Raw genomic sequence first — 14344 nt, 5'->3', positions numbered from 1 at the left:
CCCACGAGGAACCCTTCGATCCGAGTACGCCGAGGCAGGTCAGAACGGCGCGGGGTCTGGTTCGGTCCGGTGGTGCTTCCCGTCGGGTGTCGTCCAATCGAGGACCCCGCCGGGCCCGTGGTCGAGGTTCCAGCCGGGCAGGTGCTTCATCCGGTGGTGATGTCGGCAGAGACACGCGAGGTTGCCGACATCCGTGGTGCCGCCGTCTTCCCAGGCGACCGAATGATCGAGGTCGCAGGCTCTGGCGCGCCGCCCGCACCCAGGTGCCCGACAGGTGCCGTCTCGCAACCGCACCGCGCGTTGCAGATCAGCCGGGACCCGGTACTGGTTCCGCCCCACGGAGAGGATCGCGCCGGTCTCGGGTTGGACGAGGATCCGGGTGAAGCTGGGTGCGTTCACCGCGATGCGTGCCGCGGTCTCCGGGTCGATGGGGCCGTAGCCGTCGAGGGTGGCCGGGGTGTCCGAGACTCCGGCCACGGTGAGCGCCGGGACCGTGATCTGCACGGTCGGCCTGATGTGCTCCTGCACTTCGATCGGGTGCGGGAGCACCGGGCTCGACATGACGTCGTCCGGGGTCACACCGGTGAGGGCCAGGGCTGCGAGGGCGTCCGCCTGCAGCTGAGCGCACGTCCGGGTGTCGCCAGCTGCACGTGATTCCGCTGCTGCTGCTTCGACGCGTTCGATGATGCCCTGCGCGATGGGTGCCGTGGTGAAGAGGTGCACCCAGGCCATGCCGTCGGCTGCGGGTTCGAACTCGACCCGGCGGTCGGCCTCGGAACGCTTGGCGCGTGCGGTGATCGATTCCGGGTGGAGCCGTTCGCGCAGGACGCGAGCGCGTTGCCGGAGGTACGAGACGGTCGCACCTTCGGCGACCGGCAGTACCTGTTCGAGGAACACCGCCCGCCCTGCGGTCGGGACGTCACAGAGCTGGTCGGTGATCACCTGCGCATGCCGCGCCGAGATCCGGCCGGCCTCCAGCGACGCCAGCACAGCCGGTGCGTCATTCACCAGACGTTCGGCGTTGTTCGTCGCAAGCTGGACCGTCCGCTCCGGCATCCGGGTCGCCATCGCGAGGGCCGCACACGTCGACCGACGGGAAAGCGCCTGACGTTCAGCCGGCGGGAAGATCGCCGGGACCGTGGCGTCCGCGAAGGCATCGGCATAGGCGGCGGAGCGGGCCAGGAGGCGCGCCTTCCGTGCGTCCAGGACGGCCTGTTGCCGGTGGAGCTCGGCCCATCGGTCCGAGAACTCCTCGAGCTGCGCGGCGTACTCGTCGCTCGCGCGGGTCGCGGTGAGGGTGGTCTCGGTCATGGAACCAGTCCACCATGGACCACTGACATTCCAGATGCTGAGTCGAAGCGGTTGTGGAAGTTGCTCGTGGGCCTTTCGACAAGCTCAGGGACCGGGAGAAGATCACCGGAGCAGGAGGTCCCTCGTGGGCCCTTCGACAAGCTCAGGGACCGGGAGAAGACCACCGGAACGGGAAGCCCCCCGTGTGCCCTTCGACAAGCTCAGGGACCGGGAGAAGACCACCGGAAAGGGAAGCCCCCCCGTGTGCCCTTCGACAAGCTCAGGGACCGGGAAAGGATCACCGGATTCGGGAGGTCCCTCGGCAGGGACCGGAAGGGGTTCGTCCCGGAACCCGACGTTCCGTAGGCTGGAGGGGTGAAGCTCATCGCCACCGTCCGCGACCGCGCGACCATCACCACCGAAGCCTCCGCACCGGACGTCGCCGCCCTGCGGGCCGCCGTCCTCGCCTCCACCCCGCCCGGGCACGCCCTCGCCGGGCTGCACGGCGGCGGCCGGGTGAACGGCGACCTCGTCGGCACCGCGGTCTTCCGACCGACGGCAACCCGCACCATCGAGGCCGAGGGCCGCGACTACCAGAGCGCTCGCAAGGCCCTCGAGGCGCTCGTGCCGGAGGAGCAGGTCGTCCTCTCCGTCCACGCCGTCGACCAGTAGGACGCGACGGCACGAGCGCCCCGCGCGCTCAGCAGCAGCGTGAGCCGGGCGTTCGGTCCTGCTCCGCGAAGCGCTCCCGCCAGAATGTGCGCTCGTCGGGGACCGGTGCGTCGGGATGGACGCGACGCTGGTGGTCCACGAACGTGGCGTAGGCGGTGTCACCCATGAGCGAGGTGACGAACCACCGCACCGACGCCCAACCCCGCCGCAAGCCGGCCATCAGTGCCCCGACCGCGCGGGTCGCTTGTCGGCGTCCACGGTCGACCACTCGCGCTCGAGCACCTTCTCCGCCTTCGTGGCGATGAGCCCCGACGGCGCGTACCGGCGCGACGGCAGCGCCGGATCCTCCGAACTCGGCCCGCCACCCGAGCGGAACGACCGCACGGTGTGGAGGATCGCGAAGAAGATGACGATGATCGCGAGGGTCACGAACAGGATCGAGAGCACCCCCTGCACGGTGGTGTTCCGCACGACCGCCTCCATCGCCGCCCGCGTCGGTGCATTTCCGAAGCTGTCCTCGCCCGCCGCGAGCGCCTCACGGAACGCCGCGTTCTGCGCCCAGTAGCCGACGGCCGGAACCGGCGAGAAGATCTTGAACATCGACGCGGTGATCGTCACCACGGCGGTGAAGGCCAGCGGGACGGCGACGATCCACAGCCAGCGGAAGTTCCCGCGTTTCGCCACGATCGCCATGCAGACGGCGAGCGCGATGGCGGCGAGCAGCTGGTTCGCGATGCCGAACAGCGGGAAGAGGGTGTTGATGCCGCCGAGCGGATCGGTGACGCCCATGATGAGGATCGCTCCCCACGCCGCCACCATGACCGCGGTGCAGATCCATGCTCCGACCCGCCAGTCCGGGTCGCGGAACTTCGGGATGATGTTGCCGAAGGTGTCCTGCAGCATGAAGCGCGCCACGCGCGTCCCGGCGTCGACCGCGGTGAGGATGAACAGCGCCTCGAACATGATCGCGAAGTGGTACCAGAACGACATGAGCGACGTGCCGCCGATGAGTTGCTGCATGATGTGCGCGAGGCCGAGGGCGAGCGTCGGCGCACCGCCGGTCCGGGAGACGATCGACTCCTCCCCCACGTTCGCCGCCGTCTGCGTGAGCACGTCGGGCGTGAGGTTCACTCCGGCGAGGCCGAGCGAGTTCACGAAGGCGACCGCGCCCTCGACGGTCCCGCCCGTGGCCGCTGCGGAGGAGTTCATCGCGAAGTAGATGCCGCGGTCGATCGACAGTGCCGCGACGAGGGCCATGATCGCGACGAACGACTCCATGAGCATGCCGCCGTATCCGATGAAGCGGGTCTGGCGCTCCTTCTCGATCAGTTTCGGCGTGGTGCCCGAGGCGATGAGTGCGTGGAAACCGGAGAGGGCGCCGCACGCGATCGTGACGAAGAGGAACGGGAAGAGCGAGCCGCTCACGACCGGGCCGGCGTCGCCACCGGCGAACTCGCTGAACGCCGGGACCGTGATCTCCGGGCGGACGAGGACGATCGCGCCCGCGAGCATGACGATCGTGCCGATCTTCATGAACGTGGAGAGGTAGTCGCGTGGTGCGAGGAGCAGCCACACCGGCAGGATCGCGGCGACGAAGCCGTAGACGATGATTCCGACCGCGATGACCGTGCGGTCGAGGGTGAACGCCGCGGCGCCCCACTCGGTCTCGGCGACCCAGCCGCCGGCCACGATCGCGAACATGAGGAGGACGAAGCCGATGATCGAGATCTCGGTGATCTTGCCCGGCCGGATGAAGCGCAGGTACACGCCCATGAAGAGTGCGATCGGGATCGTCATGGAGACGCTGAAGACACCCCACGGGCTCTCGCCGAGCGCGTTGACGACCACGAGGGCGAGGATCGCGACGATGATGACCATGATCGCGAGCGTCGCGATGATCGCCGCAGTGCCGCCGATCACGCCGAGTTCGTCGCGCGCCATCTGGCCGAGGGAACGTCCGCCACGGCGCATCGAGAAGAAGAGGACGAGGTAGTCCTGCACGGCACCCGCCAGGATCACGCCGATGATGATCCAGATGGTGCCCGGCAGGTAGCCCATCTGGGCCGCGAGCACCGGGCCGACGAGTGGACCGGCCCCGGCGATCGCCGCGAAGTGGTGGCCGTACAGCACCCGGCGGTCGGTGGGGACGAAGTCCTTGCCGTTGGCGAGGTACTCGGCCGGGGTGGCCCGCCGGTCGTCGGGGCGCAGCAGCTTGCGTTCGATGAGCTTCGAGTAGAAGCGGTAGGCGATGAGGTAGGTGCAGACCGCCGCGAAGACGAACCAGATCGCGTTGACCGTCTCACCGCGGACGAGGGCGAGCATCGTCCAGGCGAGACCGCCGAGCAAGGCGATGGCGACCCACAGGATCACCTTCGCCGGGGTCCATCTCGGGGCGAGGTCGGCCTCGTCGACCGCCGTGGGCGGCAGCTCCGGATCCTGGACCAGGACGGGTTCCGCCTCCCCGCCACCCGCGGGCTGCAGCGCTCCGTCCCGCTTCGATCCTGCGCGTGCTCGGTCCTGTCGTCCGGCGTCGTTGCCCATGACGATTCCTCCCTCAACGGTGGTGTTCGTGCGTCGAGGCTAACAGCGTCGCGGCGGCGGGCGCTCGCGGGGTCGGGTCAGACGCGGAAGGTGGTGCCTCGGACGACCAGGTCGGGTGCGAGCTGGACCGATGAGACTCGGGCGTGCTCACCCGAGAGGCGGCCGAGCAGGAGATCGAGCGCGGCGTACCCGGACTCCTCGAACGGCTGGCGGACCGTCGTGAGGTCGAGTGCCGACGCCAGCGGTCCGTCGTCGTAGCCGACGAGCGAGCGGCCCTCGGGCAGGTGCGCGCCGGTGACGCGGAACGCCCGGTGCGCGGCGGCGGCCAGCTCGTCGTGGTTGGCGACCACGGCGGTCGCTTCCGGGTCGGCCAGGAACGCCCGCTCGAGCGCGGCACCGACGGCTTCGACGAGGTCTGTCGCGGCGACGTCGGCCACGGCCTCGGAGACGGAGAGCAGGTGACCGAGGCCGCGCGCCCGCAGCATGCCGGCCGACACGTACTCCTCGGAGCGTTGCGGTTCGTGGAGGAACACCACGCGTTCGTGACCGAGCTCCGACAGATGTCGGGCGATGAGTTCGCCACCCCGTTCGTCGTCGATGAGGACGGAGGGCAGCCCGAGTCGCCGCTGCGCGCCGTCCGGGACGTCGACGAGGACGACGGGCGGGCCGGGGAGCGCCTTCGACTCCAACGCGGCCGGTGACAGCGGCACGCCCATCACCACGATGCCGTCGATCCCCGCTCGCATGGGCAGCGCGTCGAGGACGGGACTGTCGCTCCCCGCCGCCGACGGGAGGTCGTGCACGACGATCTCGACCGAGTCCATCGCGGCGCGCTCCATGATCCCCGACAGTCGGCGGTAGTAGGAGGCGTAACTCGAGAACGGCGCAGCGACGGCGATCCGCTGAGCACCGCTCGCGGCGGCACCACCTCGGTAACCGAGCTCCGTCGCTGCGGCGATGACCGATCGTCGCGTCGCCTCGTTCACCCGCTGCGGGTGGTTGATGGCCAGGGAGACGGTCGAGATGCTCACGCCGGCACGCTTGGCCACCGCGTAGATCGTCGCCTTCTGCGGTCGCTGGTCCATGGCGCACCTCCTCCGACGATCCTAGCTCGTAAAAAGTTCTTTGATCGAAGTTCTTCGATAGCGGATACTCGAACCGGACACGGCATCGATGCCGGGATCGGAGGAACACCATGGCTCGGAGCAAGCCCACCGTCGACGCGTTCGTCACGGCCGTCACGGGGCGTCTGGCAGCGCTGCAGACGCCCGAGCCGAAGGATCCCGCCGGGCGGCGTGCACACGCGGCCGCCTTCGACCGGGTGTCCTCCGAGGCGCTCGGCACCGAGACCCTCGTGGCAGCGACCGCGGACCACACCGTCCGAGTGCCCGGCCACCCGGACGCACGGCTCCGCGTCTACTGGCCCGACCAGCAGCGACTCCCCGCCCTGGCCGACGGTGCGTCCGGTGGTCGGCCCGTCCTCGTGTACTTCTTCGGCGGTGGCTTCACGATCGCCGGGATCGACTGGATCGGTTGGGACGCCGGGTTCCGTCGCCGCGCCAGGGAGGCCGGTGTCATCATCGTCGCCGGCGAGTACTCCTTGGCCCCGGAGGTCCGGTACCCCGCCCAGCCGGAGCAGTGCTGGTCCGTGTTCGAGTGGGCGGCCGAACACGCGCGTTCACTCGGCGGTGACCCCGACCGACTCGCGATCGGCGGTGCATCATCGGGCGGGAACCTCGCCGCCGCCGTGACCCTCATGAACCGCGACCGCGCCAAGCGGCCGATCCGGCTGCAGCTGCTCGAGGCGCCGTCACTCGACCTGACGCGCGGACACCTCGACGCCCGGGGGATCACGCAGGTCCCGGGTGCCATCCTGCGTCGCCTCGCGCGCCAGCTCGTGCTCCAGTACCTGGGGCCGGACCGGGCGACGCAGCACGAACCGTACGCGTCGCCACTCCTCGCGACCGACCACCGGGATCTGCCACCGGCCGTCATCTACACGGCGGAGATGGACCCACTCCGCGGAGACGGCGAGGCCTACGCCCGCGTGCTGAGCGAGGCCGGCGTGCCGGTGAGCTGCGTCCGGTACATCGGGCAGACGCACACCTCCGGCGGGCTGACCGGTCATGTCCCGGCGGCAGACCACCTGCATCGCGACGTCATCACGACCCTGCGGACGCTGCACGAGGACCCGGTGAGCTACGGCGCGCCGCTCCGCGAGCCGGCGGAGGCCTCGCGGTGACGTCCGTGGAGGAGCTGCGGCTGGACCCGGGCATCCTCGCCTGGGCTGCGCGGATCGAGGAGCACGCGGAGCAGCTGCCGGCACTCCGCTCCTCGGACCTCGCCCTCCGTCGGCAGGCGGCGCGGCGGCTCTCCGACCTCCTGGCGGAGGAGTTCACCGAACCCGCACCACCGTCGGTCGAGATCACTACGAGCTGGATCGACGGACCGGCCGGCCGGCTCGAGCTCCGCCGGTACCGCCCGGAAGGACTCCCGTCTCCGGCGCCGACCCAACTCGCGCTGCACGGCGGCGGCTTCACGTCCGGCACCGTCCACGAGCTCCTGAACGACCGACTGCTCGCCGCCCGGGCCTTCGCCGCCGGGATCCAGGTCGTCGCGCTCGGATACCGGCTCGCACCCGAGCACCCCTATCCGGCCGCCGTCGACGACACCATCCACGCCCTGCGGGTCCTGACCTCCGAAGCAGGCCCGAGCCGTTTCGACGTCGATCCAGGCCGCCTGGGCATCGCCGGCAACTCGGCGGGTGGCGGGATCGCGGCGAGCGCCGTCCTCCACCTGCGTGACTCGGGTGACCTCCCCCTCGTCCATCAGGCGCTCGAGGTCCCCGCGGTGTCGCTGACCCCGTCGGGCGACTCCGCCACCCGGTACGCGCGCGGGTTCGGGCTGGACGACGCGGAGGCACTCGTGCCGCTCTACCTCGGCGGTCCGCGTGCGGCGGACGCCTACGCCTCCCCGCTCGAGGCCGACGACCTCTCGGACCTGCCGCCCACGCTGATCCAGGTCGCCGAGCACGACCCGCTCCGCGACGCGGGTCTGGCGTACGGACGGCGACTCGTGGAGGCGGGGGTCCCGTCGGTGACGTGGATCGGGCGCGGCCACGTCCATGCGTCGGGTGGTCTCACGGCCGTCATGGCGGGCGCGAGGGAGTGGCAGGCGGTCCAGGCCACCGCGCTCCGTGAAGCCTACGGGACGAACCCGCTCGTGCCCGAACCGATCCAGCCGAGGAGACGATGATGTCAGCTCTCACCCCACCCACCGGTCCGTCCACGGGGCCAGCAGAGCCGGAGCCGCGCATCGGTGACGCCGTCCCCGTCGCGGCGGTCGATCCGGACGCCGTCCCCGGGTCCCCGCAGGCGCGCGGCTTCCTGCCGCTGTTCGTCCTGGCCTGGTTCGGGGTCACGCTGGCGCTCGGCACCATCAGCGGGGCGTCGATCCCGAAGGCCCTCGCGTTCCTCGACGACGCGACGAAGGGGACGAACCTCTCGATCGTCGCGGCGGTCGGCGGCGTCGTCATCATGATCATCACGCCGCTGTTCGGCCGGCTGTCCGACCGTTCGCTCTCGCGATTCGGGATGCGGCGGCCGTGGATGCTCGGCGGAGCGGTCGTGGCGCTCGGCGGGGTCGCGATCCTGGCGACGGGCGACAGCCTCACGGTGACGATCCTGGGGTGGAGCATCGTGCAGCTCGGCTTCGGTGCGACGAACATGGCGGTGCACGCGCTGCTCGCCGATCAGATCCCGGCGCGGATCCGGGCGCGCGTCGCAGCCGCCGCCAGCGTCTCGGGCGGGCTCGCCCTGATCGTCGGCGCGCAGATCGTCGCCGCTCTCCCCAACGACGCGCGGTGGACCTGGTTCGTCGTGCCGGGCCTGATCGGCGGCGTCCTGAGCACCGCGCTCGTGTTCGGGCTCCGGGACATCGTGCGGACGGTACCTGCTCCGCCGTTGCGCGTGGCCGACATCTTGTCCACGTACTGGCTGAACCCCGTGCGCTATCGCGACTTCTTCTGGGCGTGGGCCTGCCGCCTGCTCGTGACGATGTCGATCGTCTCGGTGTCGATCTACCTGTTGTTCTTCATCATCGACCAGTTGGGCATCCCGAAGGAACAGGCGTCGGGTGTCCAGGCGAACGCGCTCATCATCTTCACGGTCGGGAACATCGTCATGACGGTCCTGTTCGGTTGGATCTCCGACCGGACCGGGCGACGCAAGCCGATCGTGCTCGTCTCCAGCCTCCTGAGCGCGGTCGGACTCGGGGTCGCGATCATCTCCCCCGACGTCACCGTGTTCCTCGTCGGTATCTTCATCGTCGGAGCGGCTCAGGGGGCCTACGTGTCCGTCGACATCGCCCTCATGACGGAGGTCTTGCCGTCGTTCGACGAGGCCGGCAAGGACCTCGGCATCGTCTCACTGTCGTACCAGCTCCCACAGCTGCTCGTACCGATCGTCGCCGTCCCCCTGCTCGCGCTCGGTGGCGGGGAGAACTATCACGCGCTGTATGTCGCGGCGATCGTGTTCGCCGTCCTGGGCGGACTCGCCGTGCTGCCGATCAGGTCCGTGCGATGAGACCGGCACTTGCACGGTCAACGGATTGCAGGGGTTGGTTCCGGGGTGGTTTCCAGGTGGAGTCCACCCGGGGCGCAGGACCCGGAGTGACACTGGACCATACCCGACCTCTGACCACCGGATCCCCATGACCCTGCCGTTCCCAGCTTCGCCCGACGACACCCTGCAGCGGCGACCGCTCCGCGAGGCGCTCGCCGACGCCGTGCTGCAGGACTTCATCGACGACCTCCCGGTCCCCCTGCGACCGACCGACCTCGCGACCCGGCTCCTCTACCCGCGCTGGCAGGTGTACTCCGACATCCACGAGGGCAGACTCGTCGCCGAACGGGTCCGGAACAACCAACGGTTGTTGAAGATCGATGTCGAGCGGAACCGGGCGTGGATCGCTCGCGGGCTCACCACCCGTCGGGCTCGCGCTGGGTCCGCCGTGGGCGAGGCGGGGCCCGAGTCGCCCGTCTCGGTCGTCATCGTGGATCCCGAGGCCCTCACGCAGCTGAACACCCTCACGGCGACCGGCTTGAGCGTGCGGGAGGCGGTCGAGCTTGCACTCACCGCCCTCGGCTCGCGCGAAGCGGCCACCACCGCCACGGTGCCCGACATCGACTCGCGTGGCCGACAGGTGCGGGCGGGCTGACCGGTCCTAGCGGGCCGACCCGGCGGAGGCGCGTCAGATCGACGTGCGCATCGCGCGCTCGAACTGCGCCACGAACTGCGTGCCCGGGTCGGACCAGTCCGCGGCGGTGATGGACGCCGAGATCCGCTTCGCGTGCTCGACCGCGTCGGGCCGTTCGACGATGTCGACGAGGCGACGGGCGATGGCCGCTGGCGACAACGGGACGTACTCGATGTGCTCGCTGTCGAGCACCCCGGTCGTGTTCGGGCTGTCGTTGACGACGGGCACGACGCCGGAGGACATGATCTCGAGCGGCAACAACGACATGTCGGTCAGCGAGAGGACGAGACCCGCGGCACACCGGTTGTAGACCGCGTTGAGCTCCGAGATGTCCATCGCCGACCGGTTGACGAACGGGAACCCGGTCTCGTATCCCGACATGTCCCAGCCGACGAGGTTGATCGTGATGTCGGGCCGCAGTCGGTGGAACTCGGTCAGGGCGAGCTCGCCGATCTCCCAGCCGCGTCGAGGAGTCGGCGGGCGGGCGTAGAACAGGATCTCGGTGCGAGGCGCGTCGTTCACGTGCGAGTAGTGCTGCTTGTCGACCGAGTAGTCGAAGTGGTCGCAGCTCATCCCGTACTCGTCCGCGACCTTCTGCGCGAGCCACGGCCCAGCGGAGAAGCCGTGGAATCCGAACCGGTAGGTGTTCTCCGCGAGCACGTACTCGCTGCTGGCCGGGTAGAACCACGGTTCGAAGTCCTGCACGAAGGAGAACCGTTTGGCCGCCCCCTCGTAGCGGAACGCGGGGTAGGCCGTCTGCCAGTCGGAGGACACGACGACGTCCGCGCCCGGCGCGATGCCGGTCGTCGGGTCGTACCGGACGAGGTCGGCCTGCAGCTCCGGGTACGCGCTGCTCGCGGCCATCATCGCCCGGATCCCGGGGATGTCGACCGCGGGCTGGGCCGACGCCTGGTACAGGTAGATCGTGAGCCGGTGCCCGGCGCGCTCGAGGAACTCCATGAACCGGAAGGCGTTCTGGTGCCCGCCCGAGGTCCGGCTCGGCGGCGAGATCAACCACGCCACGTCGTACGGGCGCTCCGGGAACTCGGCGGCGTTGAAGTTCCGCGGCACCGTCCAGTCCGCGGCGATGGCGTCGCTCGGGTACAGGTCCGTCGGCTTGCGCCGCATCGGGTTGAACCGTCCGTCGGCGAAGTGCGCGGCGCGCCAGAGCGTCGACCGGACGCCCTCGCCGCGGATGGCTCGGAGCCCCTGCCCGATCATGCCCATCTGGAGTCCTGTCCCGTCGATGCCGTCGCTGCGAGTGCCGCAGGTGCTGCTGGTGTCGCTGTTGTCACGGGTCCGAACGCGCGGACCGCCGTGATGACCCGGTCCACCTCGTCGTCCGTCATGGCGGGCCACAACGGGAGCCGGACGAGACGCTCGGCGAACCGGACCGCGTGCTGCGGCTCGGTGACCACTCTGCCGTAGCGCCGGCCCGCCGCGCTCGAGTGCAGCGGCACGTAGTGGAAGGCCGCTCCGACACCGTGCGCCTGAAGGTGCCGCAGGAACTCCTGCTGCACCGGCGCATCCGGCAGCAGGAGGAAGAACAGGTGCGCGGCGTGCACACCACCGGGCGGGTCCATGAGCGTCGCGCCGCGATCGTGAGCCCACTCGGCGAGTTCGGCCGCATAGCGGTCCCAGATGCGATGCCGATGCCCCTGGATGACGTCGAAGTCGCGGAGCTGGGCGTCGAGGACGGCGGCGTTGAGCTCGCTCGGCAGGTAGCTCGACCCGAGGTCCGCCCAGCTGTACTTGTCGACCTGCCCGCGGAGGAACTGGGCCCGATCGGTCCCCTTCTCGCGCATGATCTCGGCGCGGAGCAGGACGGTCTCATCGGAGATGAGCAGGGCGCCGCCCTCGCCGCAGTGCACGTTCTTCGTGTCGTGGAAGCTCTGGGCCGCCATCGCTCCGACCGTGCCGAGGCGGACACCGTCGCCGGCGACCCCGAGGCCGTGCGCGTTGTCCTCGAGCAGATGCAGCCCGTGCTCGCCCGTGAGCTGCTGGAACGCCGGCACGTCCACCGGGACACCGCCGTAGTGCATGATCGAGATCGCCCGCGTGCGTGGTCCGATGGCGTCCGCGACGTGCTGGGGATCCAGGTTGCCCGTCACCGGGTCGCTGTCGACGAAGACCGGCGTCGCGCCGGTGAGGACCACCGCGTTCGCCGCCGACGGGAAGGTGAAGGTCGGCAGGATGACCTCGTCGCCGGGACCGACGCCGATCAGGCGGGTCATCATCTCGAGCGCGTGGGTCCCCGAGGTGGTCAGGAGCACGTGCTGCGCGCCCGTGAGGTCCCTGAGGCGCTCGGATGCCGACGCGGTGAAGGCACCGTCGCCGTGGACGTGGTCTCCGGCGAGGACGCGTTCGAGCTGTTCGAGTTCACCGGCGGCGTGGAAGGGCTTCGACAGCGGGATCCGCTGCGCGAGGGAAACCTCGACCATCAACGACCACCGAGGGCCAGGGTCGTGACGAACGCGCCGGCCAGGACCAGCAACAGGATGACGCCGACGGACGCGAGGATCCCGATACCGACCGTCGGCGCGTCGTCGACGCCGGTCCGGCGGCGCGCGCCACTCCCCTGTCGTGACCTCACGTGATGTCCCCCATGCGTGCTCCCCCATCGTCCGTCCGAGATCGTCGATCCCGGACGCGCCAGGTTCCGCTCCACGGGACCAAGCGATTCAGTCTCCGCCTCGGCGGGCACGACCCGCATCCTGCTGCGGGCTATTCCACCCCCGCCACCTGGCGGGTTCCGCCTCCCGGCCGTCGCCGGCCGCTTCCCGGGACTCGTAGGGTGAGAGTCTAGCTGAGGAGGACACCGTGATCGGAGTGGCCATCGTCGACGACGAGGCGTTGGTACGGTCCGGATTCGAACTCATCCTGGGTGCCGTCGAGGACATCGAGGTCGTCGCCTCGGTCGACGGGATCGACGCCGTGGAGGCGATCCGCTCGAGCCGTCCCGACGTGGTCCTCCTCGACGTCCGCATGCCCGGGCGCGACGGGCTCGACATCCTCGACGAACTGCAGACCTGGGACGACCCGCCCGTCGTCGCGATCCTGACCACCTTCGACTCCGACGACTACATCGCCCGCGCCCTCCGCAGCGGCGCCGCGGGGTTCCTCGTGAAGGACACGGACCCGGAGCAGCTCCCCATGCTGCTCCGGTCCCTCTCCGCGGGCGGCATCGTGCTCTCCCCACAGGTGTCCCGGACGCTCGTCGGCGGATTTGCCCGCACCGCCGACCGCGAGGCGGCGAAGCGGCTGTCCGGGCTGACCGGCCGCGAACAGGATGTGCTCGCCGCGCTCAGGACCGGCGCGTCCAACACCGAGATCGGCGAGGCACTGCACCTCAGCCGCGCGACCGTGAAGGACCACGTGAGTGCCATCCTCGGCAAACTCGAGGTGACGACCCGACTCGAAGCCGCCATCATCGCTGAGCGTGCCGGCGTTCGTGGCGACGAGGCGGAGCCCCGGTGAAGCGGCGCTCCCGGCTCTGGTCGGTCCTCCTCGAACTCGCCCTCATCGCGGCGGCGGCCGTCGAGAGCCTGACGACGCTCGAGTGGGCGACGCCCTGGGAGTCCGGCCTGGCGATCGCCGCCGCCGTCGGCCTCGTCTTCCGGCGGCGCTGGCCGTGGCTGTCGCTCCTCCTCGCCGTGCCGGCCTTCACCCTCAACCTCGCCACCCTGGCCGGGTTGGCGTCGCTCTTCTCCGTCGCGGTGCGGGAACGTCGACGCTGGCGGCTCGTCACGACCGGCGCGGTGGTCTTCGTCCTCGCCGCGGTGCCGTGGTGGGGGTGGACGTCGCCCAACTACACGATCCTGTCCATCGTGTACGCCGCGCTCTACGCCGCGGCACCGATCGCCTTCGGTCTGCTCGTCCGCACCCGCCGCGAACTGTTCGACCGCATACACGACCTCGAACAGATCCGACGCAGCGAGCGGGCGCGCATCGCCTCCGACGTCCTCGTCGAGGAGCGCACGCGCATCGCCCGGGAGATGCACGACGTCGTCTCCCACCAGGTCAGTCTGATCGCCGTCCAGGCCGGGGCGATCCAGGTGCAGACCGAGGAACCCGGCACGAAACGCATGGCGGTGACGATCCGCTCGCTCGCGTCGCGCACGCTCGACGAGCTGCGGGACATGGTGACGCTGCTGCGCGCGGAGACCGGTCATGCGCCGCTGGCCCCGCAACCGACGGTCGACGACCTCGACCGGTTGATCGCGGACAGCGGCATCGCCGTCACCTCCGCCATCGAGTTGCCGGACGGCCTCCCCGCACCCGTGCAGCGGGCGATCTACCGGACCGTGCAGGAGGGACTGACGAACGCGCGGAAGCATGCGCCGGGCGCCGCGGTCGACGTGCGCGCCGAAGCCTCCGCAGACGAGGTCACCGTGGTCATCCGGAACGCCCGACCCGCACGCACGTCGGACAGCTCGTGGTCGTCCGCGGGCCACGGCCTCGTCGGCTTGAGCGAACGCGCCGAACTCCTGAACGGGTCCCTCCTCACCGAGGACGCGCCGACCCGGTTCACCCTGACGTTCCGCGCGCCCTACTGACGCTCACCGTGGCTCAGGGTCACTGAGGC

At 70.3% G+C, this 14344-nt stretch carries 14 protein-coding genes; 7 read left to right on the top strand and 7 right to left on the bottom strand.

Translation table 11 applies throughout. The features are described 5' to 3' along the window. Window positions 1–39 precede the first annotated feature (39 nt). On the bottom strand, window positions 40–1311 hold the full coding sequence (locus tag ACQG07_RS09665; RefSeq protein WP_426738133.1) for a DUF222 domain-containing protein: 1272 nt from the start codon (window positions 1309–1311) through the stop codon (window positions 40–42). A 354-nt stretch (window positions 1312–1665) separates the two neighbouring features. Here ACQG07_RS09665 and ACQG07_RS09660 point away from each other — a divergent pair, with 354 nt between their 5' ends. Further along, complete coding sequence (locus ACQG07_RS09660; protein ID WP_426738132.1) at window positions 1666–1962, top strand: hypothetical protein; 297 nt, start codon at window positions 1666–1668, stop codon at window positions 1960–1962. Window positions 1963–1990: 28 nt separating this feature from the next. On the opposite strand, the gene ACQG07_RS09655 is transcribed toward ACQG07_RS09660, so the two are convergent. The 3 genes from ACQG07_RS09655 to ACQG07_RS09645 all read right to left on the bottom strand — a co-directional run bounded on the left by ACQG07_RS09655 (window position 1991) and on the right by ACQG07_RS09645 (window position 5588). Then, the gene (locus tag ACQG07_RS09655; protein ID WP_426738131.1) at window positions 1991–2182 is read right to left on the bottom strand and encodes a YbdD/YjiX family protein; all 192 of its coding nucleotides are present in this window, start codon (window positions 2180–2182) and stop codon (window positions 1991–1993) included. After that, the gene (locus tag ACQG07_RS09650) at window positions 2182–4503 is read right to left on the bottom strand and encodes a carbon starvation CstA family protein (protein ID WP_137242608.1); all 2322 of its coding nucleotides are present in this window, start codon (window positions 4501–4503) and stop codon (window positions 2182–2184) included. Before ACQG07_RS09650 ends, ACQG07_RS09655 begins: the two co-directional genes overlap by 1 nt. A 77-nt stretch (window positions 4504–4580) precedes the next feature. Then, entirely contained in the window at window positions 4581–5588 is a 1008-nt protein-coding gene (locus ACQG07_RS09645) for a LacI family DNA-binding transcriptional regulator (protein ID WP_426738130.1), read from the bottom strand. A 110-nt stretch (window positions 5589–5698) separates the two neighbouring features. Between ACQG07_RS09645 and ACQG07_RS09640 the strand changes: the two genes are divergently transcribed. From ACQG07_RS09640 to ACQG07_RS09625, 4 genes are all read left to right on the top strand, one after another. Further along, window positions 5699–6745 carry an alpha/beta hydrolase gene (locus ACQG07_RS09640; protein WP_426738129.1) on the top strand — a complete coding sequence of 349 codons (1047 nt, stop codon included), beginning with the start codon at window positions 5699–5701 and terminating at the stop codon, window positions 6743–6745. Beyond that, window positions 6742–7758, top strand: coding sequence for an alpha/beta hydrolase (locus tag ACQG07_RS09635; RefSeq protein WP_426738128.1), 1017 nt, complete (start codon window positions 6742–6744; stop codon window positions 7756–7758). Before ACQG07_RS09640 ends, ACQG07_RS09635 begins: the two co-directional genes overlap by 4 nt. Then, window positions 7758–9086, top strand: coding sequence for an MFS transporter (locus tag ACQG07_RS09630; protein ID WP_426738127.1), 1329 nt, complete (start codon window positions 7758–7760; stop codon window positions 9084–9086). Before ACQG07_RS09635 ends, ACQG07_RS09630 begins: the two co-directional genes overlap by 1 nt. Window positions 9087–9213: 127 nt before the next feature. After that, the gene (locus tag ACQG07_RS09625; RefSeq protein WP_426738126.1) at window positions 9214–9720 is read left to right on the top strand and encodes a hypothetical protein; all 507 of its coding nucleotides are present in this window, start codon (window positions 9214–9216) and stop codon (window positions 9718–9720) included. Window positions 9721–9753: 33 nt separating this feature from the next. Here ACQG07_RS09625 and ACQG07_RS09620 read toward each other — a convergent pair whose 3' ends face one another. The 3 genes from ACQG07_RS09620 to ACQG07_RS09610 are packed head-to-tail and all read right to left on the bottom strand — an operon-like array spanning window position 9754 to window position 12352. Next, complete coding sequence (locus tag ACQG07_RS09620; RefSeq protein ID WP_426738125.1) at window positions 9754–10986, bottom strand: glycosyltransferase family 1 protein; 1233 nt, start codon at window positions 10984–10986, stop codon at window positions 9754–9756. Then, window positions 10977–12200, bottom strand: coding sequence for a dTDP-4-amino-4,6-dideoxygalactose transaminase (gene rffA, locus ACQG07_RS09615; RefSeq protein ID WP_426738124.1), 1224 nt, complete (start codon window positions 12198–12200; stop codon window positions 10977–10979). Before rffA ends, ACQG07_RS09620 begins: the two co-directional genes overlap by 10 nt. Beyond that, window positions 12200–12352 carry a hypothetical protein gene (locus ACQG07_RS09610; RefSeq protein ID WP_426738123.1) on the bottom strand — a complete coding sequence of 51 codons (153 nt, stop codon included), beginning with the start codon at window positions 12350–12352 and terminating at the stop codon, window positions 12200–12202. The genes rffA and ACQG07_RS09610 overlap by 1 nt, the downstream gene beginning before the upstream one ends. Window positions 12353–12579: 227 nt before the next feature. Here ACQG07_RS09610 and ACQG07_RS09605 point away from each other — a divergent pair, with 227 nt between their 5' ends. Next, the gene (locus ACQG07_RS09605) at window positions 12580–13236 is read left to right on the top strand and encodes a response regulator (protein ID WP_426738122.1); all 657 of its coding nucleotides are present in this window, start codon (window positions 12580–12582) and stop codon (window positions 13234–13236) included. Then, entirely contained in the window at window positions 13233–14315 is a 1083-nt protein-coding gene (locus tag ACQG07_RS09600; protein ID WP_411557552.1) for a sensor histidine kinase, read from the top strand. Before ACQG07_RS09605 ends, ACQG07_RS09600 begins: the two co-directional genes overlap by 4 nt. Window positions 14316–14344: the final 29 nt, after the last annotated feature.

Origin of the sequence: Plantibacter sp. 2H11-2 (assembly GCF_050031945.1) — a bacterium.
Classification (GTDB): domain Bacteria; phylum Actinomycetota; class Actinomycetes; order Actinomycetales; family Microbacteriaceae; genus Plantibacter; species Plantibacter auratus.
This window is presented reverse-complemented; position numbering and strand designations above follow the sequence as displayed.